Source organism: Paenibacillus turpanensis (assembly GCF_011421635.1).
Lineage (GTDB): Bacteria > Bacillota > Bacilli > Paenibacillales > YIM-B00363 > Paenibacillus_AK > Paenibacillus_AK turpanensis.
The window spans coordinates 46,868-67,839 of the sequence record NZ_WTLI01000018.1 but is presented as its reverse complement, the minus strand read 5'-3'; the positions used below and the strand labels follow the sequence as shown (position 1 = coordinate 67,839).

General features: G+C 54.2%; 17 protein-coding genes and 1 riboswitch. Of the genes, 3 read left to right on the top strand and 14 right to left on the bottom strand.

The genetic code is table 11. The features are described 5' to 3' along the window. Nucleotides 1-27: 27 nt before the first annotated feature. The 9 genes from GQS10_RS16685 to ilvA all read right to left on the bottom strand — a co-directional run bounded on the left by GQS10_RS16685 (nt 28) and on the right by ilvA (nt 9,569). Nucleotides 28-1,323 carry a hemolysin family protein gene (locus tag GQS10_RS16685; RefSeq protein WP_166244235.1) on the bottom strand — a complete coding sequence of 432 codons (1,296 nt, stop codon included), beginning with the start codon at nt 1,321-1,323 and terminating at the stop codon, nt 28-30. Between the two features lie 20 nt (nt 1,324-1,343). Continuing rightward, nucleotides 1,344-2,120: a TerC family protein gene (locus GQS10_RS16680; protein ID WP_166244233.1), complete on the bottom strand. Its 777-nt coding sequence runs from the start codon at nt 2,118-2,120 to the stop codon at nt 1,344-1,346. 197 nt (nt 2,121-2,317) lie between these two features. Then, complete coding sequence (locus tag GQS10_RS16675; protein ID WP_166244232.1) at nt 2,318-3,868, bottom strand: S-layer homology domain-containing protein; 1,551 nt, start codon at nt 3,866-3,868, stop codon at nt 2,318-2,320. Between the two features lie 91 nt (nt 3,869-3,959). Next, nucleotides 3,960-4,050: riboswitch (cyclic di-GMP riboswitch) on the bottom strand. Between the two features lie 116 nt (nt 4,051-4,166). Further along, nucleotides 4,167-4,829, bottom strand: a complete 663-nt coding sequence (gene modB, locus GQS10_RS16670) for a molybdate ABC transporter permease subunit (protein ID WP_166244230.1) — start codon at nt 4,827-4,829, stop codon at nt 4,167-4,169. 11 nt (nt 4,830-4,840) lie between these two features. Beyond that, on the bottom strand, nt 4,841-5,683 hold the full coding sequence (modA, locus tag GQS10_RS16665) for a molybdate ABC transporter substrate-binding protein (RefSeq protein WP_424991799.1): 843 nt from the start codon (nt 5,681-5,683) through the stop codon (nt 4,841-4,843). Between the two features lie 163 nt (nt 5,684-5,846). After that, nucleotides 5,847-6,572 (bottom strand): DsbA family protein, encoded by a 726-nt coding sequence (locus GQS10_RS16660; protein WP_166244228.1) that lies wholly within the window; start codon nt 6,570-6,572, stop codon nt 5,847-5,849. A 3-nt stretch (nt 6,573-6,575) separates the two neighbouring features. Continuing rightward, nucleotides 6,576-7,532, bottom strand: coding sequence for an alpha/beta fold hydrolase (locus GQS10_RS16655; protein ID WP_243735225.1), 957 nt, complete (start codon nt 7,530-7,532; stop codon nt 6,576-6,578). Nucleotides 7,533-7,556: 24 nt separating this feature from the next. Then, nucleotides 7,557-8,273, bottom strand: a complete 717-nt coding sequence (gene rluF, locus GQS10_RS16650) for a 23S rRNA pseudouridine(2604) synthase RluF (protein WP_166244224.1) — start codon at nt 8,271-8,273, stop codon at nt 7,557-7,559. 48 nt (nt 8,274-8,321) lie between these two features. Further along, nucleotides 8,322-9,569: a threonine ammonia-lyase IlvA gene (gene ilvA / locus GQS10_RS16645; RefSeq protein ID WP_166244222.1), complete on the bottom strand. Its 1,248-nt coding sequence runs from the start codon at nt 9,567-9,569 to the stop codon at nt 8,322-8,324. 282 nt (nt 9,570-9,851) lie between these two features. On the opposite strand from ilvA, the gene GQS10_RS16640 reads away from it, so the two are divergent. Continuing rightward, nucleotides 9,852-10,430, top strand: a complete 579-nt coding sequence (locus GQS10_RS16640) for a TetR/AcrR family transcriptional regulator (protein WP_166244220.1) — start codon at nt 9,852-9,854, stop codon at nt 10,428-10,430. 27 nt (nt 10,431-10,457) lie between these two features. On the opposite strand, the gene GQS10_RS16635 is transcribed toward GQS10_RS16640, so the two are convergent. Both GQS10_RS16635 and GQS10_RS16630 read right to left on the bottom strand, forming a co-directional pair. Continuing rightward, nucleotides 10,458-12,596, bottom strand: a complete 2,139-nt coding sequence (locus GQS10_RS16635; protein ID WP_166244218.1) for an ABC transporter ATP-binding protein — start codon at nt 12,594-12,596, stop codon at nt 10,458-10,460. A gap of 17 nt (nt 12,597-12,613) precedes the next feature. Continuing rightward, nucleotides 12,614-14,440, bottom strand: coding sequence for an ABC transporter transmembrane domain-containing protein (locus GQS10_RS16630; RefSeq protein ID WP_166244216.1), 1,827 nt, complete (start codon nt 14,438-14,440; stop codon nt 12,614-12,616). Between the two features lie 141 nt (nt 14,441-14,581). Between GQS10_RS16630 and GQS10_RS16625 the strand changes: the two genes are divergently transcribed. Beyond that, nucleotides 14,582-15,973: an aldehyde dehydrogenase gene (locus GQS10_RS16625; protein WP_424991798.1), complete on the top strand. Its 1,392-nt coding sequence runs from the start codon at nt 14,582-14,584 to the stop codon at nt 15,971-15,973. 136 nt (nt 15,974-16,109) lie between these two features. On the opposite strand, the gene GQS10_RS16620 is transcribed toward GQS10_RS16625, so the two are convergent. Next, entirely contained in the window at nt 16,110-16,592 is a 483-nt protein-coding gene (locus tag GQS10_RS16620; protein WP_166244214.1) for a hypothetical protein, read from the bottom strand. Between GQS10_RS16620 and GQS10_RS16615 the strand changes: the two genes are divergently transcribed. After that, nucleotides 16,576-17,079 (top strand): hypothetical protein, encoded by a 504-nt coding sequence (locus tag GQS10_RS16615; protein WP_166244212.1) that lies wholly within the window; start codon nt 16,576-16,578, stop codon nt 17,077-17,079. The genes GQS10_RS16620 and GQS10_RS16615 overlap by 17 nt on opposite strands. 232 nt (nt 17,080-17,311) lie before the next feature. Here the strand turns inward: GQS10_RS16615 and GQS10_RS16610 are convergent, their stop codons facing one another. Both GQS10_RS16610 and GQS10_RS16605 read right to left on the bottom strand, forming a co-directional pair. Beyond that, nucleotides 17,312-19,807 carry a S1C family serine protease gene (locus GQS10_RS16610; protein ID WP_166244210.1) on the bottom strand — a complete coding sequence of 832 codons (2,496 nt, stop codon included), beginning with the start codon at nt 19,805-19,807 and terminating at the stop codon, nt 17,312-17,314. Nucleotides 19,808-20,111: 304 nt separating this feature from the next. Then, the gene (locus tag GQS10_RS16605; protein ID WP_166244208.1) at nt 20,112-20,966 is read right to left on the bottom strand and encodes a sugar phosphate isomerase/epimerase family protein; all 855 of its coding nucleotides are present in this window, start codon (nt 20,964-20,966) and stop codon (nt 20,112-20,114) included. Between the last annotated feature and the right edge of the window lie 6 nt (nt 20,967-20,972).

Sequence of the window (20,972 nt, the reverse complement as noted above, 5' to 3'; positions counted from 1 at the left end):
CTTCCTCATCTTAGCACGATCGGCGGTTTACTTACTCTGTGAGATCAGCACTTTCACCCGCGATATTCTTTTTTCGCCTACTTCCGCAACCTTGAACAACGCCCCGCCGTATTCCAATTCCTCGCCCACAACAGGTAATCTTCCTATTTCGCCAACGATAAAGCCTCCTAAGGTATCATAAGCTTCCACCGGAAGACTCAGCCGCAGCAATCTCCCGGCAAATTCCAAGCTTACGGTACCCTCGATCACGTACGTATGATCATCCACCTTCTCAAATTCCATCGTGATTTCATCGTACTCGTCAAAAATATTGCCGACAATCTCCTCAAGCAAATCTTCGATGGTAACGATCCCTGCGGTCCCGCCATACTCATCGATAACGACAACCATATGTACATTGTTTTGCTGCATTTCTCGAAACAACTCATCTGTTCTTCGTGATGAAGGAACATGATAAGGCTTATAAATAAGCGATCGGATATCAAAAGGCTCGTCATCGCAATGATTTAAATAAGGCATCATAGACTTCACATGAAGAATGCCAATGATATGATCGTATCCTCCATCGTAAACCGGATATCGTGTAAACTGTTCCTCGTTCATGAGCGCAACCAGTTTTTCTAACGAGATATCAACCGGGATCGCCACAATATTGATGCGATGAGTCATAATATCGGAAGCAACCTTATTGTTAAACTCAAAAATGTTGTCAATCATCATTTTTTCAGCTTCCTGTATGGCTCCACGCTCTTTCCCGATATCCACCATCATCCGAATTTCTTCTTCCGTCACCTTTTCCTCATTCGCATCCGGGTCAACGCCGAACAGCCGAACCGTAAGGTTCGTCGAGGCAGTGAGCAGCGCTACAAAAGGCGCCGTGACCCTCGATAAGATCGTCAACGGACGAGCCGCAATCGAAGAAATGAGCTCCGCTTTTTTCATCGCCAGCCGCTTCGGAACTAATTCTCCAAAGACCAGTGTGAAATAGGATAGAACCAGGGTAATCAAAATAACCGCAATTGCGTCCAACGTGGCAAACGGCAGCGGCACTCCAGCCTCTGCTGCGAAAGCGGCCAAAGACTCCGAGAAGCTGTCTGCCGCAAAAGCACTTGCCATGAAGCCGGCCAGTGTAATCCCGATCTGAATTGTCGCAAGAAATTTACTAGGCTCCTGCAGCAGCGCATAAAGCAATATGGCTTTCCGATCCCCTTCTTCTGCTTCCGCCTTTACCTTGACATCGTTTAGCGAAATGAGCGCAATTTCCGATGCCGCAAAAAACGCATTCACAAAAATAAGAACGATTAACACAAACAATTCAAACAAAGTTACTCACCACCAAGCCGTTAATGGGGTGCAGCATTACCCGTAACGTTCTTCTCCTTAGATAAGAACCACCCAAGTACAGCAATCAATAAAAGAACAGTCCAAAACGTCGCTTTCCAGGCAACCGACTTCGGGAAGCCGTACGGAAGATACCCTAATTCAGGATGCGATAACGTGTAAACCGATAATTTGACCCCAACCCAACCGACAATCAGAAACGCCGCTGTCTCGAGTCCCGGTCTCCGCTGAAGCAATCCAACGAAGAAGGAAGCTGCAAACCGCATAATAACGAGACCGATAATCCCGCCGGCAAGAATGACCCCGAATTGTCCCCCATCCAAGCCCCCTACGGGCGGCAGTGGTGTTTCCGGGAGAGTAACCGCAAAAGCAACAGCCGCTAAGATCGCATCCACCGCGAAGGCAAGGTCGGCCAGCTCCACCTTTAAGACGGTAAGCCAAAGTCCGGAGCCTTGTTTTTCATTCCCCGTCTCCTTGTTATGGCCTTTCCGCAGCACGAACTTCTTCACGATATGGTTTAACGAAATGAACAAGAGGTACGCCGCGCCGAGAGCCTGAACCTGCCACACATCGACGAGAAAGGAAATAATGAACAAAGAGCCAAAACGGAACACAAAAGCGCCGGCAAGCCCATAAAATAACGCCTTTTTCCGTTCTGCATCGGGCAGATGCTTGACCATAATCGCAATGACTAAAGCATTATCCGCTGCAAGAATCCCTTCTAACCCGATCAACACCAACAGAACCCATGCGTATTCTAAAAGTAATGCGGCGTCCATAAATATCCTCCTTGAATTGTTCTCCGTTGTATCGTTTATCCTACCCTCCCTTTTTATGCAAAAATCGATCCGCCGGCCTTTTCATTTTAAGGTGCTATTGTCCCCCCATTACTGAGTGGACGCGAGCAAAGATTGGTGTATCCGTGTGAACCATAAAAAAAAGCCAGGTTCCCGCGGGAACCCAGCTCAACATCACTTTACTGCGGAAGCTCGATATGATTTTGGGCAAACATGTTGAATGCATCGTTCCATGTCATTTTCAGATCCACGTTTTCATACGGTAATTGTACGTCGTAGAGCTCCACAGGCTCGTACTGCTCAAACCGGTCATTCTCTTGATAATACGTAACATCACCTTCAAATCGGAGCACTCCCGTAGCGACCCCATCGACTATTTTTCCGGTAAACTTGATCTCTTGGAATTTATAATAATCGCTGTCTTGGTAATTCCATCTCCAGGTTGCATACACAAGGGTTCCATGGCTCGGCAGACGATATTGCTTGACCCAGATTGCTCTCTCAATTTCACTAGGGACAGCGGTTAAAGAGGCATTATCGAACGGCTGCCTGTTGGAGCCGTCCTTATTTTCCGTATCTCTTCGCGTAAACTGCTTATACGTATAATAATTGATTTCACTTTCATCCACTTGACCGTTGTTGATGACTAACATATCGGCGAACCTTGTCGCTTCATTTTTCACGGCAAACCAAATATGATCTAGCGACTCCGCCGGGATCATGTAGACGCCGTTTATTCCCCTCATCGGCTTTTCTCCATCAAGAGGAATATCCTCCTCCTGGAGAATGCCCCCGTCCGGATTATAATGAACAAACTTTTCGGTATCTCCGGCTTGGAACGTATTCGTTTCGTCTAAAATGGTTGTCGTGACGCTGCCGTCGCCATTTTCCTCGTACCCGATCCCAAATGCGGCACATACATCCTCAATCGGATAGTACGCCATTCCGTCCATTACAACCGGTTTCGTACGGAAGACAACAGGCTGATCATCCAGCTTTAAAACAGGTACAGCGGCGTCAACGGAAGCATTCGTCTGTACGGCGGAGCCATTATATGCTTGTCCGGTACTAACCTCAGCATTCGTGTTCCCGCTTGGAAATAACGGTAGTTCACCAGGATCTGATGCTTGCTCGGGTCTCGCTAAAAGCTCGCCGCCCCCTTGCTCGGACAAGTTTTTAATAAACTGCACCGCCTCGGCGCGAGTGAGCGTCTTCGAGCCGTTGAATCCAGCTATGGTCGGCAGTTCGTCCTCTCCTTGCGCAAGACCTTTGCTGTACATAAAGCGAACGGAATCCTCCCCGTCATAGTGCTTGCCCTGCGTCGACGCGATCAATTCCGCCACGCGAAGCCTAGTAAGCGGCTCGCTATGTATTCCCGAATCCTGCGCATCTACTGGATAATTCAGGGACGCAGACAGCTTGTAATAAGGCTCCGCCCAATAAGCTGAACCGTTTTTCAATTCGGGCTTAAAGCTGTGAATAAGCATGGACAAAAATTCGGCCTCCGTCACCAGCTGATCAGGCTTGAACGTACCGTCCTCATAGCCGCTGACGATATTTTTGCCGACCGCCCACATGACACTGTCCGCCGACCAATGAGACTTCACGTCCACGAATGGTACATCCAGCCCTCCATGGTCCGCATAAGCCTTCTGTACAGGAAAGCTCGCCGTCGCCCCCAATACAATTGCGGATTGCAGTAGCAATAAAGCCTTCATTGATTTCTTCATGCTGTTCATCCTCGCTGTTTTCTCATGATGACGAATGGACAAAAATAAAAACCGCCTTTGTACAAGGAGGTTTCAGAGGGACGCAAAATGAACATGCAGACTGGCAATCGGTATTTCACAATGGAAATCGACGACCCATGCCTTTGCGTCCCGGCTTTTCAACCGGTTTGCCCAATAGTCGAATCATGGATGATATTGTTGTTATGTGTAGTATAGTGGATGAGTTCGCGAAGCGGAAGTAAAATTCATCCAACGTCAATGGAGCCTAACTTTAGATCAGAGGCATTATGACCCTTATCTATCCCTTTGTTCTCCGCCCCGTAATCAAGAGCAGCAGAAATGAAATCACGATCATCGAAACCGTCCAAGCCCAAGCCATGGTCATGTTCCCCGCGTCCACCGCAACATAAATTGCGGTTGGAACCGTTTGGGTTTTCCCCGGGATATTGCCGGCGATCATTAAGGTCGCGCCAAATTCGCCAAGGCTGCGGGCAAAGCCAAGGATGTAGGCGGACACGAATGACGAAAACGCTAAAGGAAAGCTGATATAGCGAAACACCTGCCATTCGCCCGCCCCTATGGACCGCCCCGCATCCTCTAAATCCCGGTCCACCGACGCAAATCCTACCTTCATGGTCTGGTAGACGAGCGGAAAGGCTACGACAATGGAAGCGACGACAGCGGCCCACCAGGAAAATATGATCGGCGCGTTAAATATACCTTCTATCATTCGCCCGATCCAGCTCTTGCGTCCAAACACCACCAGCAGCAAAAAACCAACGACGGTCGGTGGAAGCACGAGCGGCAGCATAAACACCGTTTCAACGATCGTTTTTCCTCGAAACGACTTCCGTGATATCCACCATGCAGCGGCAACCCCTATAGCGGCAGCCAAGATACTGGATACGAGCGCAACCTGCAGCGACAACCGAATCGGAGCCCAGTACATGTCCCAGTTCATCGTTGTCCCCATTATTTTGCCGCGGAAAAGCCGTGGTTGATGAAAATATCCATTGCTTCTTTCGATTGAAGATAGTTGTAAAATTCCGCTGCTTCCTTTGTATGCTTTGACGCTTTTACCAATCCGAGCGGGTACGTAACCGGTGTATAGGCTGCCGAATCAACCGCAAAAGCGATGTTCACTCGCTTCGAGGTTAAGGCGTCGGTCTTGTAGACAAATCCAATGTCCGCGTTGCCCGTCTCGACATAATGCAGAACCTGTCTCACGTCTTTCGCCTGAACCATTTTGGAGGACAATGCATCCCAAAGCTTACCGTTAACGAGCGCTTCCTTCGCATAGCTGCCGGCGGGGACGCTTTCCGGAATGCCAATGGCTACTCTTTTCCATTCTGCTTTCGTTAGTTCCGTGAGATCACGGATCGCTGTTTTCGCATCAGCCGGTGTAATGACAACCAACTCATTGGTCAATAACGCAGCCTGGTTCTTCGGATCGATCAGCTGTTTATCCACAAGAGCCTTCATATTTTTAGGTGCGGCAGACAAGAACACATCCACCGGCGCTCCCTGCTCCATCTGCTGCTGCAGCGCACCCGAGGCACCGAAGTTTAAATTTAACTGAATCCGTTGGTTCTTGGATTCGTAGGCTTTTTCGATCTCAAGCAGTGCATCCGTTACGCTCGCTGCCGCTGAGATGGTCAGTTCCACGGTTTCCCCTGCTGCTGCTTCAGCCGATTCAGGGCGAGCCCTTTCGGATAGCTCAGGAGACTGCTGCGAGCCGCAACCGGAAAGCAGCAAAACCATGGCTAGGAGGAACAACCCAAACACTCGATAGGTATCTTTGTGCACAAGCTTCACCTTTCCGTACGATTGAGATGGAGTCGTAATATGTTGTACTCATTATACCTATATCCCGCTTCACCCGTCATATAAAAAACTAATCTTGTATTTGAAAAAATGATGACAAAACAGAAAAAGACCCGCCCGGCATTTTACAGCCAAGCAGGTCTTCGATCCCTGACTATGGTTTCCGCGCCGGAGGTTGGCACACCCCGTCTTCACAAGCTTCGTTCGCCAGCTCTCCATTCTCCTCATTCAGCATGGTGAGCGGACGAGACTCTTCCCACGCTTTCTGCAGCGCCTGAAGGAACACCTCACTCGGCTGCGCTCCCGATACGCCGTATTTGCGGTCGATGACAAAGAAAGGGACGCCGCGGATACCAAGCTGTGCCCCTTCCTGCTCATCGTCACGAACGTCATTCGAAAATGCATCGCTCTCCAGCATTTGAGCCGCTTCATCCCGTTCAAGGCCTACCTCCGCAGCAAGATCGGCAAGTATTTCGCGGTCGCCAAGGTTCAGCGAGTCCGTGAAATACGCCTTCAGCAGCCGCTCGGTCATCGGGATGAGCTTGCCCTTCGCTGCGGCGTATTGGGACAAGCGATGCGCATCGAACGTATTCGTCACGACGAGCGTATCCATATTGTACGTAAGCCCAAGCTCCGCGGCCTGGTCCGTCATGCTTTGGTTCATTTCAATCGCCCGTTCCCGAGTCATGCCGTACTTGGCGGCAAGCATCTGGTGGACGTCGTAATCCACCTTCAAGGGCGCGTTCGGATCCAGCTCGAAGCTGCGATAAACGACCTCTACCTCCTCGCCCTGAGGAAACTGCTTTAGAGCAGCCTCAAAACGGCGTTTGCCGATATAACAAAACGGACAAGCAAAGTCCGACCAAATTTCTACTTTCACGGATTACCCCTCCATTTCGACACAATTCATTATCGTATTACGTCTCGCATTCATCCATGCTATGAGGTCCCGGGTCACTTCCTCCCGGTTCAGCTCATTGAGCAGCTCATGCCGCGCCTCCGGGTACAGCTTCACATCCACCGAGCGCACGCCGGCATGGCGGTACTGCTCCGCCAGCCGCTGGATGCCGCGGCCAAAGGCGCCGGTCGGATCGCGGTCGCCGGAGACGAAAAGCATCGGCAGCTCCCGCGGCGTCTTGCGCATCGCCTGCTCGCTGTAAACCGTGCGGATGGCCTCGAGCATCCGCGCGTAAAACTCCGCCGGCAGCACCACGCCGCACAGCGGGTCCTCCATAAACTGGCGCACCTCGGCCTCATCCCGGGTGAGCCAGTCGAACGGCGTGCGCACCGGCCGGAAGGCCGCATTGTACGGCCCGAACGTCAGCGCCGTCATCATGCGGCTTGGCTTATGCGGCCGCAGCGCCTCCTCCAGCCGCGCAAGCGCAAGACCCGGCGCGAGCATGCGCCCGGGATGCGCCACCGCGCCGGAGAAAATCGCCCCAGCGAGCGCTTCGCCATGCTGCTGGGCAAACCACTGGCCCACAATCGTACCCATACTGTGGGCGAACAAAAACAACGGCGCATCCGCCGTTTCCCGGCGAATCAGCCCGCTCAGCAGGGCCATGTCGTCGACCATGCCGGCAAAGCCGTCCTCGCCGAGCACGCCCATCGCCGTAAGGCTGCCCGCCGTCTCCCCATGCCCCCGATGGTCATGGGCGTACACGGCATAGCCTTCGGCGGCAAGCGCCTCTCCGAAGCGCCGGTAGCGCCCCGCATGCTCCGCCATGCCGTGCGAAATCAGGACGGCGGCCCTCGGCGCCCTGTCCTGCGCGGCAGGCTCCCAGCGGTAGCCGACGACCTTCGGTCCCCGGCTCTCCAACGTGAATCGCGATTCTCTCATCGATGCCAAGAAAATCCCCCTTTTCTACGTTTGGGAGGCGGTTTTCGTGCTCCCTTCACATAACCGGAGCAGCTCCGTCAGCTCCTCCTCGGTCACATCCCGCCATTTGCCCTTCGGCAGCGTGCCCAGTTGGATATTCATGATGCGAATGCGCTGCAGCCGAAAAACACGGTAGCCAAACGCCTTGCACATCCGTCGAATTTGCCGGTTCAGTCCCTGCGTCAGCACAATGCGGAACGTGTACTCGTTAACCCGCGTAACCTCGCAGCGCTTGGTCACCGTTCCGAGAATTTTCACCCCGCTCGCCATCCCCCGAAGGAAGGCATCCGTTACCGGCTTATCAACCGTAACAATGTACTCTTTCTCATGATTATTCTCCGAGCGCAAAATCTTGTTTACAATATCGCCGTCGCTTGTCAGCATAATCAGCCCTTCGGAGTCCTTATCGAGCCGGCCGATCGGAAAAACCCGCTCCTTGTGCCCGACAAAATCAACGATATTATCCTTTTTCTCCGGGTCGGTGGTACACTCAATGCCAACCGGTTTATTCAGAATAATATAAACGAACTCCGCCTTGCGTCCAACCGGATTGCCGTCGATCCGCACGTCATCGCCTTCCTCGACCTGCATGCCGATTTCCGCCTTCACGCCATTAATGGTGACGCGCCCCGCTTCCACCAGCCGATCGGCTTCTCTCCGGGAGCACGCTCCCGTTTCGCCCAAAAACTTATTGATCCGCACGAATCGTGCACCTCCGTAAACTCAGGGGCCGCCTAACCAGTCCCCTTTTTAGATAAGCAAATTAAAAAGATTCGGGTCCTTATTAATCTCGATAAACGAAAAATGATACTGCTCCATTCGTTCGATCAGCGATTCATAATCGTTCGGATTTTTCAGCTCGATGCCGACCAACGCCGGGCCGTTATCGCGATTATTTTTCTTCGTATATTCAAAACGCGTAATATCGTCGTTCGGGCCGAGCACCTTCTCCAAAAATTCGCGAAGCGCTCCCGCCCGCTGCGGGAAATTGACGATAAAATAATGCTTCAGTCCTTCATAAATAAGCGAACGCTCTTTAATATCCTGCATCCGGTCAATATCGTTGTTGCCGCCGCTAATGACACAGACGACCGTTTTGCCGACCAGCTGCTCTTTATAAAAATCGAGTGCGGCAATCGGCAGCGCCCCCGCCGGCTCGACGACGATCGCATTGTTATTGTAGAGCTCCAAAATCGTCGTGCACGCTTTCCCTTCGGGCACGATGGCAATTTCATCGAGCACCTCGCGGCAAATCTCCAAGGTCAGCTCCCCAACCTGCTTCACGGCCGCACCGTCTACGAAGCCGTCGATCGTTTGCAGCGGCGAAACCTTGCCTGCTTCAATCGAGGTTTTCATGCCGGGAGCGCCTGCGGGTTCCACCCCGATCAGCTTTGTAGCCGGTGAGATGGACTTGATATAAGAGCCGATCCCCGAAACTAGCCCGCCACCGCCGATGGACGCAAACACGTAATCGAGATTGCCTGGAATGTCGTTCATGATTTCCAAGCCGACCGTGCCCTGCCCGGCGATGGTCCGTTTGTCGTCAAACGGGTGAATAAACGTCAGGCCATACTCTTCCGCATGCTTGCGAGCCTGCTGATATGAGTCGTCATAAGTGTCGCCCGTCAGCACAATTTCAATCCATTCTCCGCCAAACAGCTCCACCTGCGAAATTTTTTGCCGCGGCGTCGTGCTGGGCATAAAGATTTTCCCCTTGATGCCGAGCGACTTGCAGGAATACGCTACCCCCTGCGCATGGTTTCCCGCACTTGCACAAATGACACCGCGATCGAGCTCCTCCTGCGAAAGGCTCTTGATGCAGTTGTACGCACCGCGAATTTTGAACGAACGGACAACCTGCAAATCTTCTCTTTTAATATAAAGCTCGCATTGATACTTTTTGGACAAAAGAGTGCTCTTCTGCAGCGGTGTTTTTTCAACTACTGTATTTAACATGCGCGCGGCATGCAAAATGTCTTCTATTGCGATTCGAGCCATCTCCAGCCCCCCAATATAGTTCCTATCTCCGTATCTTATCACACTTTGTCGAATAGAAGACACCGATACAACGGGGAGAACCTGCCGATGCCGCAGCAACCGTTTTCATAAAGAACGACCATCACCGGATATTAATTTTATGTTAAACTAGTAAAAGACTTTGAGGGCTCGTAAAGCTTTCGACCGTCGTGCGAAATATCACATATATGGATTTTTCCCTACGATATCATCATACATAACGGAGTGTTTGGTTTTTTATGGATAGACAGGAGGTTGGGCCGGTTGACCCGCGAAGAGAAAAAGAAAGAGACTAGGCGCCGCCTAATCGAGGCTGCTGAGGAATTGTTTAAAACAAAAGGATATGAAGAGACGGCCGTTTCCGAAATCACCGATAAAGCCGGTGTGGCGAAAGGCACGTTTTTTAATTATTTTCAAAATAAAGAGCAGGTTTTCTTTGAAATTCAAGGGTTGTTCTTCTCCCACGAAATCGGCAAGCTGATCGAAACACCGGGACCGATTACACCCCGCCTCCGCTCCCTGATGATGGATATGTTCCCCCAGCACAGCTGGAACCGGGTGCTGACCCGCGCGATGTTCCAATGCATGATGTCGAGCTCCAATTCGCTCGCCCAGCAGCAGCAGGATATTATGGAGATGGCAGGGCTGCTCTCTCCGATTTACCGCCTTGGACAAGAAAGAGGGGAATACCGTAAAGACGTATCCCCCGAATTTTTATCCTATTTAACGCTGCAAACCTTCTTCGGAGCGTTGTCCTTGCATGCTTTGGAAATCGGCGAGGACGAACTTGGCCAGCAGTTGAATATCACCTTCGATGTATTCTTCTCCGGGATCAAAGCCTAAGCCTGACTGCGTTTGTGTTCCGAACCGTTACGGCGTCGTTGCAACGGGCACACCCTGCTGCAGCTGCACCATCTGATAATAGCGTCCCTGCTTCTGCATTAGCGCCTCATGGCTGCCTGCCTCCACAATTTCTCCGCGATGCAGTACAAGGATTTGATCCGCCTGCCGGATCGTGGAAAGCCGGTGGGCGATAATAAACGTCGTCCGTCCCCGCTTCACCACCTCCAGCGCCTGCTGAATTTCCGCTTCCGTTTCCGTATCGATATTCGCCGTCGCTTCATCCAAAATCAAGATCGCCGGGTCGAACGCCAGCGCCCGCGCAAACGAAATCAGCTGACGCTCGCCTGCGGAAAGCGTGCTGCCTTTTTCAATAACCGGCTCATCAAGGCCCTGCGGTAAATGCTGTAAAATCCGGTCCGCGCCGACTGCCTGCAGCGATGCCGCAACCTTTTCACGCGGAATCGATGGCTCTCCCAAGCTCACGTTGGATGCAATCGTGCCGGTAAACAAAAACGGATCCTGCAGCACGATGCCCATATGCTTGCGAAGCTGCTGCTTCGGAATGTCGCGGATCGGCATGCCGTCGATCGTAATCTCGCCCTGCTGCGGATCGTAAAAACGGAACAGCAGGTTGAGTATCGAGCTTTTGCCCGAGCCCGTGTGGCCTACAAGCGCCACCGTCTGCCCCTGCTTCGCCTCAAAGCTGATTCCCCGCAGCACCGGCTCCCCTTCTTTATAAGCAAACGTCACGTCGCGGAAAGCTACATCCCCGCGGTAACGCGGAATCGTCCCTTGCGCCACATCGGTCCCCGGCTCATCCATCAGCTCAAACACGCGTCTGCCGGACACCAGCGCGGTATCCAGATTCGCCAGCTGATTGACCATCCCCGTGATCGGCTGGAACAACCGGTTCATGTAATCCACGAAGGCGTACAGCACGCCGACGGAAATGGCCGCCGCGCCGCCGATCGAGGTTAAGCCGAAGTACCCGATCACCCCGACAAAAATAAAGTTACGGATTACGTTAACGAGGTTAAAGGAAGTGATCGAGTTCAGGCTGAGCAGCTTGTTTTGGTACGTAAAATGCTCCTCGTTCATTCGCTCGAATTCTGCCGCCGTCTCCTTCTGCCTGCGGAAAATGCGGATGATCGGCATCCCTTGAATCGACTCGTTTATCATGCCGTTAATATCGCTCAGCAGCGAGCGAATCCGCTCGTTGTACTGCGATGCGAACTTACGATACACCCAAATCCACACGGCGAGCACAGGAACGAGCGTCATCGCAAGCAGCCCCATGCGGTAATCCAAGATAAACAGCGCTGTAAAAATGCCGATCATATAAATGACCGTCGTCACCACATTGGACAGCACCGTCACGAACAGCTCACGGATCGCCTCCGTGTCGTTGGTGACACGGGAAACGACCTTGCCTGCCGGCAGGTTGTCAAAATAATGGATCGGCAGCCGGTGAATTTGTGCAAACACCGCGTTGCGCAGCCGCAGAATGACCCGGTTGGAGCCCTTCAGTAAATAGAAGCGCTGGCCGAAGGTGAAGATCGCCGACACGACCAGCAGCGCAAAATATAGCCCGGCCAAGCGTATCAAATACGGCGTTTCAGGCCGGTAAAAGGCGAATAGCTGCTCCGCGGACAGCGCCTCTACGCGGTACTGCGCGGTCTGCTCACCAGCCGAAGCAGCCTGCGCGCCGGAGGCCGCCGATGCCGCTTGTGCGGAGGGCACGACTTGCGCGGACGGATCCGCGGCTGCGGGTTGCTCGCCGCCGACACGGCGGATCGTAAGCGTGTCGCCGGAAACCGTGCGCTGACCGTCAAAGGCGATCGGGCCGTTCACGAAGTAAAACTTCACGCCGACCTGCAGCAGGCGAACCTCACGCCCCTTCTCCTCGCCGGGCGCAAAGCGGTCGGCTCGTTTGTAGTACGTGCCGTTGTACAGCACCGCCTCCGAATCCACCTCTTGCGTGTCGGTTCCCTTCACCGTTTCGTACCACGGCTGCTCAATGCCCAAAATATGCTTATCGATCATCGTCTTTCCGATAAACGGTCCCGCCAGCTCCGCCGCTACAGCAGCGGTCAGCAGCAGCAGCGCCCAAAAGAAGGTCGACTTCTCTAATGCCGCGTAACGCAGCAATCGTTTCATGACTTGCATCGTTCAACACCCCCGGCTCAGGAGCGAGTCCCAAGCGTTTCTTCCGACTGCTGCCGGATGTATTGCTCCTGGTACCAGCCCGGCTGTTGGGCCAGCACCGCATGTGTTCCCCGCTGCACGATCCGGCCTTCATCCAGCACAAGAATTACATCCGCGTGCTGCACAGCCGATAAGCGATGCGTCGAGATGAGCGTCGTCTTGCCCTTCCGTTCCCGCCGGATGCCCTCAATAATCGCCGACTCCGTCTTCGCATCGACGGCCGACATCGCATCGTCGAGAATCAGCAGCTCCGGATCGGCAATCATGGCGCGGGCAATGGAAATGCGCTGCTTTTGGCCGCCCGAGAGAGCGACGCCTTTTTCCCCGACAAGGGTATCCAGCCCCTTCGGCAGCGTGTTCAAATCCTGTAGGAAGGCGGCTAACCCAAGCGCCCGTTCAATTTCTCCCTCCGTGGCGTCCGGCTTGCCGAAGCGGATATTTTCGCGCACCGTCTTGGAGAACAAAATTTGCTCCTGCGGCACGTACCCGATCCACCCGTGCAGCCGCTCCAGCGGAATGCGGTTCAGCGGCAAGTCTCCAAGCGTGATGCTGCCTTCCGATGGGTACGGATATTCGCGGATGAGCTGCTTGAGCAGCGTCGTTTTGCCGCTGCCCGTTCGTCCTACGATGCCCAGCGTCTGGCCCGGCTCCAGCGTAAAGTGAATGTCCTTCAGATTATCCGTCGTTGAGGAAGGATAACGGAAGGCGACGTCCTCGAAGCGGAGTATTCCCGGCTTCATCTGCGCGGCCGCCTGTGCCGTCTTTGGTGCGGCGGACGTTTCGGCTGGCGAACTATTCGCTGCGCCACGATCTGTGGAGCCTGCGTCCGCAGCATCCGCTACGTCCGCCTTGTAATTCAGCGTCTCGTTCACGCGATCCAACGAAGCGCTGCCCCGCTGCATAATGTTGATCAGCTCGCCGATCGCAAACATCGGCCATATGAGCATCCCTAAGTACACGTTAAACGAAACCAGCTTCCCAAGCGTGATTTCTCCCTTGAACACCAAATACGCGCCGTACCCTAATCCAATGAGGTAGCTGGCGCCCACCATCACCTTCATCGTTGGCTCAAAGAGCGATTCGATGCGGGCAACGGCCATATTTTTCCCATACACTTCCTCTGTCGTTTGGCGAAAACGTCGCTGCTCGGCTTCCTCCTGCACATATGCGCGCACTACCCGAACACCGGATACCGTCTCCAGTACCCCGTCGTTCATTTCGCCGAACGCATTTTGCGCTGCGGTAAACCGCTCATGAATGATCTTCCCGTAGATGCTCATCATGAGTGCGATCAACGGCAAAGGCAGCAGTGACGCAAGCGTCAGCTTCCAGGAAATGAGCGTGCTCATCGTTACGAGCAGCACCGTCATCCACACCGTGGAATCGACCAGTGTTAGAATACCGAAGCCAGCAGTCGCCGAGACGGCCTTCAGGTCGTTCGTCGCACGCGCCATCAGGTCACCCGTTCGGTTTTTCTCGTAAAAGGTTGGTGTCATCTTAAGCAGGTGTCCCATGAAAGAGGTGCGCAGCTTCCGTTCAACCAAGTGAGCCGCGCCAAACAGCTGGTAGGACCAAATGTAGTTAATGAAGTATGTAAGCAGAAGAAGTACACTGTAGCCGAGGATTGTCCTCCACATTTCAGGCCCGGTCAGCTGTCCGAGATGGATTGCATCGATCGCATCTCCGATCAGCTTCGGCGGAAGAATTTCCAGAATCCCGCCTAGAATGAGCAGCGATATCGCGATGGCGTACCGTTTTTTCTCATTCACAAAAAACCATTTTAATTTTCCCAGCACCGCAAGCACCGATGCCACCTCCTCGCATATCGAAGCAAGCCAAGTCTATCAATGGGGACAAGCGCATGTCAACGGATAGTATTGCTTTAAAAAAATTGTATAATTAACGGTAGTACAGCATGACCCACGCCCGATGAAAAGGAGTTTGTGATGGAAGCTATGGAACCGACGATTCCTTCCGTGCTGGAGCGGCAGCGGCAGTTTCTCGCCGGCGGCGCCGCACGGGAGATCTCTTATCGCAGGCGGGCGCTGGAGCGTCTTGCCGAAGCGGTCCGCCGTCATGAGGCTGCGATTATTGAAGCGATGCGCCAAGATTTTCGTAAGCCGGAGTTTGAAACCTATGCCACGGAAATCGGCTTTTTGTTATCGGAGATACGCCATGCGCTGAAGCATCTGGACGAGTGGAGCAGGCCTGTCAAGGTGAAAACGCCGGTGACCCACTTTGGATCGGCGAGTTACATACACTCGGAGCCTTTCGGCGTTGTGCTGGTGATTGCGCCTTGGAATTACCCGGTCAATTTGTCGCTCGGGCCGGTGATCGGCGCGATTGCCGCCGGCAATTGCGTCGTACTGAAGCCGTCCGAGCTGACGCCGCACACCTCGGAGGTGGTTGCGGAGCTTTGCCGGGACGCGTTCGAGCCGGAGCACGTTTGTGTCGTGCAGGGTGATGCGGAGACGAGCCAGGCGCTGCTGCGCGAGCGGTTCGATTATATTTTTTTCACCGGCAGCACGCGGATCGGGCAGCTGGTGATGGAAGCGGCGGCGAAGCAGCTGACGCCGGTGACGCTGGAGCTCGGCGGCAAGAGCCCGTGCCTTGTGCACGGCGATGCGCAGCTGGAGCTTTCCGCCAAGCGGATTGCTTGGGGGAAGTTTTTGAATGCGGGGCAGACGTGCGTGGCCCCGGATTATTTGTTCGTGCAGCGCGGCGTTAAGCCGAAGCTGCTGGAGGCGCTGGCGCGGCACGCGGCGGAGCTGTACGGCGCGGATGTGCTGCGCGACGGCAGCCGCTTTGCCGGCATCGTCAGCGAAGGGCACTATGCGCGGCTGACGGGGCTGCTCGCGGCGACGCGCGGGCGCATTGTTTACGGCGGCAGCGGGGACGCGGAAGCGCGCGTGCTGGCGCCGACGATCGTCGACGAGGTCGGCTGGGACGACCCGCTGATGGAGGACGAGCTGTTCGGGCCGATCCTGCCTGTCGTCGTATATGACGAGCTGGAGGAGGCGCTCGCGATGATTCGTTCCCGCCCGAAGCCGCTGGCGCTCTATGTGTTTACGGAGAGCGATGCGGTTCAGCGCCGCGTTACCGATACGGTCTCGTTCGGCGGCGGCTGCGTCAACGATACGATTATGCATATCGCTTCGCCGTACCTGCCTTTCGGCGGCGTAGGCGCAAGCGGCATCGGCAGCTATCACGGCAAAGCGAGCTTTGATCTGTTCTCGCATCGCAAAAGTGTGCTGCGCCAAACGTCGCGCTTTGACATACCGTTCCGCTATCCAAATGCAAAAAATGCGCTGCAGTGGATGAAACGTTTCTTGAAGTAAGTTTTTAATAATTCTTAGGGCAAAAAAGTTCTACCCTCCCGACCAGCAGCTCCCTTTCCTTCTCCCCCCCGGAAATTGAGAAGTCCTCCGGAGAAGGAATGGAGAGCGCGCTGGAGATTGCAAGACCCATACCGATCTAAAACATAAAAGCAGGTGGAATCATCATGACATTATCCCGAGTTGAATCGAGACGAAGTGAACGGCATGGACGCTCCAAACCGCCGAAAAACGGCATGCGCATAGCCATTGCCGTCGGCGCCGCGCTGTCCGCGGCAGCGATCGCCTTTGCGGTATGGCCGCGGGAGTCCGCGCCCGCGCAGGAGCAGCCCCTCGCTGCGAGCAGCGAAGTCGCTGCCGTCGCGGGCCAAGCTGCGGCACAGGCCGGGCAGGCGCCGGCCGAGCAAAGCCAAGCCGCCCAGCCTGACGGGGCGGCAGCATCCGGCAGCGCGGAAGCCTCCGCGCCTGCCGCTTCAAGTGCGCCGCCCGCCGGCACTGCGGCGGCTGGCGAATCCCACGGCGGAGCCGGCCCAGCGGCAGTGCCTGCCGGCTCCGCCAGCCCGGCGCCAAGCGCTGGCGCCCCTGCCGGCGGCGATACGCCGGCCTTGCAGCCCAGCGGCACCGACGCCGCACCGGCCCAAGCCGCCGCGCCGCAGCCAGCGCCTGCGGCCGCCAAAACCGAATCGGCCGCCTATATCGACCCGGCCGGCATTCCCGACGGCGTCGTCACCCTAGGCACGCCGTCCAGCGACGTCGAAGCCCGGCTCGGCGAGCCCGAGCAGCGCATCAATTACCGCTACACGAAGGATGAATGGCTCTATTCGGGCGATGCCTCCATCTATTTTGACGCCGACGGCAATGTCATCGGATGGAACAACCCGAAGGGAGCCTTGAAGGTTTCCGTAGGCGAAGCCAAGCCGAAGGCCGACCGCATCCAGGTCGGCTCCACCAAACAGCAGGTCGTCGATGCCATGGGTACGCCGGATTCCATTCTCGATTACCGCAAAGCCGGGAGCAGCTGGCATTACGGCAAATCCCGCGTCGATTTTAATCCAAGCGGAGCGGTCAAAGGACTCGTTAATACGGACGAAAACCTCCGCATCAAGTAAATCGCCAATCTGATCCTAAGAAAACCTCTTACAGGGCTTGCCCATGTACAGCGCAGCATGCCGTATGGGGTGAAGACCACGGAAGCTCCACATTTTCGCAGGGATAGCTCATTATTCGATGTTACGCACCATATCGTGATTGACCGGAATTCAGGATCAGCGACAGCCTTCATCACACATTCCGGCACCACAAAAAATCGCCGCCCCTTGCCGGGCGGCGATTTCCTTTTCCCTATTTGGTTAATTTAAACGACTCCAGCACGGCTTTCACTTGTGCTTTCAGCACATCCGTAGCTACGGCGTCATGCACCTGTACGGATACCGTATACGTTGTTTTATCCTTTTCAAACAAATACTCGGTTAGCTCATATGGGGTATCCGCGTTGTAACGGACCGAGATTTTCTTGCCTTTCAGCCCATAAAGCTCGGCATCCTCGACCGTATACTTGTATTCCATATCGGCTTCGGCGCTTTCCTTATGGTACGTTTCGCGATTTTTCAGGATATCGTCCAACGTTTCCTTCTCTGCACTTACATCAAAGGTACCGCCTACGAATTCGTAGCTGATGTAATCGGAATCACTGCCGCTATCGCGATAAGAGTAATAGTCCGAGTAGTTCTCCCACGTCTCCGGCACCGAGACCGTATATCCGTATTTCTCGTTTGTCACCTTCTGGTACCGATTCGGGTCGATCCATTCCTGGTCATCTTGAATAAAGCCGACCAGCGGGTTCATTTCATCCTTATCGATCGCAATCGTCTTACGGAGCAGATCCACAATCTCTTCCGCTTCCTTCGCATCGTCCTTCATAAACTGTACAGCGATCTCGTACTTGTAACGGTCCTTCACCACATAGAAAATGTGCAGAACCTCCCAGGTATCGCCCAGCGTCGAAGCATAACGTACTTCATGACCGATTTCACCTTCGCCAAAAGGCTTCGCTTCACCGATCTCACGGGACGATTCTACATACGTCCGTTTTAAATAGTCAGCGTCCCGCTCGATCCATTTCGCTAGCGAATCTCCCGACGATAAGGAGGTTACACGAACGGAAACGCTCTGCGTATAGTCCTCATTTGTAAAGTACGAGCCGCCCTCTAAGCTGTCGGATTCCCATTCCGCCGGGAGCTCGAAGCCAAGACCGTAAGCATTCGTATACTTGCTGTTGCCCGTCTTAAACACGGAAATATCCTTTACGGAATCGCTGTCTCCGTCATATTCCGGCTTAAAGCTTCCCAGTACATCAAGGTAGCTGTTGAATTTCACTTTATTCTGTACATTGCTCGGATCCGATACGTTCAGCGCAACGCGATAAACATTCGAACCCTTCTGGAATGCCCGCGCTTCCTGATAACCGCCGTACTCCCCTTCGATCGTCATTTTCGCGTAGGGGTATTCCGCGTCCTTCACGTATCCTTTTTCAAGCACCGTGCTCGCTGATTCCCCGCCCAGCTTTTTCAATAACGCTGCCGGAGACAGATTCAAGCTTTCGTTTTCATCCACGTTAACAATGATGGAATACTCGCCGTTCGTGTTGCCGAACATGACTCTGCGGCCCTCTTCGGTTTGGAACGATTTGACGAGTCCCGTCGGATACTTCATCGACCAGTCAAAATGGCTGTCGCCGATTTTCGTTTTGCCGCGATCCGCATCCAGATCGCCGTCGTCCTCTCCCGGCTCCCAATCGCTGCTGCTTTCTTCTTCGCCGAGCGTCACCGTTACCGATGTGCCCGCCTCAGTCCCCTTTATGACCGTCAAAGACACCTGCTGTCCCGGCTTATACAGCTTGAGCAGCTCGTTGTAACCAACCAGGGTTGTAACCGTCTTGCCGTCGATCGCCGAAATTTGGTCGCCATCCTTCAGCCCCGCTTTACCTGCAGCCGAATCCGGATCCACATAGATAACGGTCAGCGGATTCGTTGTCGGCAAACCGACAAGCGCCTCCCAGCTTTCCTCCAGCTCTACACCCAGGTACGGACGTTTCACCTCGCCATTTTCAAAAAACTGTGCAATGACGTGCTTAACGGTATCGACCGGGATCGCAAAGCCGAGATTGTCCACCCCGTACTCCACAAACTTCATCGAGTTAATGCCGACAACCTCGCCGTTCATGTTCACGAGCGGCCCCCCGCTGTTGCCCGGGTTAATCGCCGCATCGGTTTGAATCAGCTGATACTTGGAGCTAATCGTCCGCTCCATTCCGCTGATCATCCCGCCGGTTACCGAATTGCGAAGCGCGAACGAGATCGGCGTACCGATCGCGACTACGCTTTGTCCCGCCTTCACATCCTCAATCTCGGCAAATTCAGCCTCGCGAAGACCGGCAGCCTCAATTTTCACAAGGGCCAAATCCGTGTCCTCATCCAGATGTGTTGCTTTCGCGTTATATGCTTTTCCGTCTGAGGTAACAACGATTAAGTTCTTCATTTCTTGAACAACGTGTGCATTGGTAACAATCCAGCCATCCGATTTAATGATTACCCCGGTGCCATGCGCCAAATCAAACCGGCTCAGCCCCCCGAACGCGCTGTACTCCTCCTGCTCCTGCGGGCGTCCGATGATCGCCACAACGGAAGGACTCGTCTTCTCCATGATTTCCGGTACGGTCAGTGTTGCCGATGCTGCAGCGGCAGGTCCGACGGGTACTGCTAACAGTAAAACAGCAGCGAGTACGATTGTCCGTACTGCGGCCGCCCCGCGTCCCAAGCCTTGTTTCCGTTTCTCCATTTCCTTGTGACCCTCCCATTGGGTACAGCATAATATCGTTGATTCCTTCTGGTATCGCCCAAACGCTCCGCAAAATCACAGATACAAAAGCCGTCCGTAAGCCTCTCATTCTAGGAATCTCCTAATTTCAATCTAACACAGCCGTAGATTGGGATACAATGTTAAATTGGCAACATTTACAGTCTATTGATCTATATTCTGCTAAAAACAACCCCCCAAAGTAATAGTCTTCAAGCACTTAAAAATGCAGCTCAAAGACCGCCAAATCCGGACGTTTCGGCGGGCGTTGAGCACTAGGCCATCCTTATTCCACGTAAAGCAGCTCTTTCATGTAAGACGCAAACTGCCGCAGCATTTCTTCCGTTCCATAAACGCCGCTGAAGTCTTCTACCCCCAAATAGCCGGTATACCCGACCGCCTTCAAGTCATCGATAACCTGCCGCCACGGCACCATGCCTTGCTTTAACGACTGCCATTCTGCCTTCCATGCGATACTTCCATCGTTCGCCGCTTCTGGCCGCCAGCCGGCATTCTTCACATGCACATGTGTCAGATACGGACCTAATATCTCTAGGCCCATCCGGTAATTTTCGAACCCCTCGTGCACCATATTGCCCGGATCGTAAAGCACGCCGATCCAGTCTGGGTCGAAGCCCTCGCACAGACGGTAGGCCGCGCTTGCGCTGGCGGCGATCGTCATGTGATGCGTCTCCAGCAGCCCTTTAACGCCGTACTGCCTGCAAAGCGGCTCAACCTCACGCAAATAGGCGAGCTCCCGGTCGAATAAGACCCGTGCGTTTTCCGTACGGTGATATCCGGGAACGGCCAACCGGATGAAAGACGCGCCAAGCAGTTTGGCCGCCTGCAGCGCCTTCTCCGTTCCTTCCAGGTCACCCACCGTTAAATACGGCGTGACACTAACGATGGCGAGCTTGTGCTTCTCCGCAGCCTGCCGAAAACGAAGCATCCGCTCCGGCGCCTCCGATGGAGGGATGGTGCACAGGTTATTGCGCCAATACGAGGGCGGCTCCTGCCGGAGCTCCTCCGGCGTTTCCTTGTACCGCCATTCGATGCCGTCCAGCCCGGCTGCCGCCGCAGCAGCGGCCAGCTGCTCGGGCTCCATGTCCGGTGTTGCCGCTGTAAACACGGAAAGCTTCATCCGCCT

Excerpts from the sequence above, each read along its gene's own strand:
- GQS10_RS16680 (WP_166244233.1), bottom strand. The coding sequence starts at position 2,120 with ATGGACGCCGCATTACTTTTAGAATACGCATGGGTTCTGTTGGTGTTG.
- GQS10_RS16675 (WP_166244232.1), bottom strand. The coding sequence starts at position 3,868 with ATGAAGAAATCAATGAAGGCTTTATTGCTACTGCAATCCGCAATTGTA.
- modB (WP_166244230.1), bottom strand. The coding sequence starts at position 4,829 with ATGAACTGGGACATGTACTGGGCTCCGATTCGGTTGTCGCTGCAGGTT.
- GQS10_RS16655 (WP_243735225.1), bottom strand. The coding sequence starts at position 7,532 with ATGAGAGAATCGCGATTCACGTTGGAGAGCCGGGGACCGAAGGTCGTC.
- ilvA (WP_166244222.1), bottom strand. The coding sequence starts at position 9,569 with ATGGCTCGAATCGCAATAGAAGACATTTTGCATGCCGCGCGCATGTTA.
- GQS10_RS16635 (WP_166244218.1), bottom strand. The coding sequence starts at position 12,596 with ATGCAAGTCATGAAACGATTGCTGCGTTACGCGGCATTAGAGAAGTCG.
- GQS10_RS16625 (WP_424991798.1), top strand. The coding sequence starts at position 14,582 with ATGGAAGCTATGGAACCGACGATTCCTTCCGTGCTGGAGCGGCAGCGG.
- GQS10_RS16610 (WP_166244210.1), bottom strand. The coding sequence starts at position 19,807 with ATGGAGAAACGGAAACAAGGCTTGGGACGCGGGGCGGCCGCAGTACGG.
- GQS10_RS16605 (WP_166244208.1), bottom strand. The coding sequence starts at position 20,966 with ATGAAGCTTTCCGTGTTTACAGCGGCAACACCGGACATGGAGCCCGAG.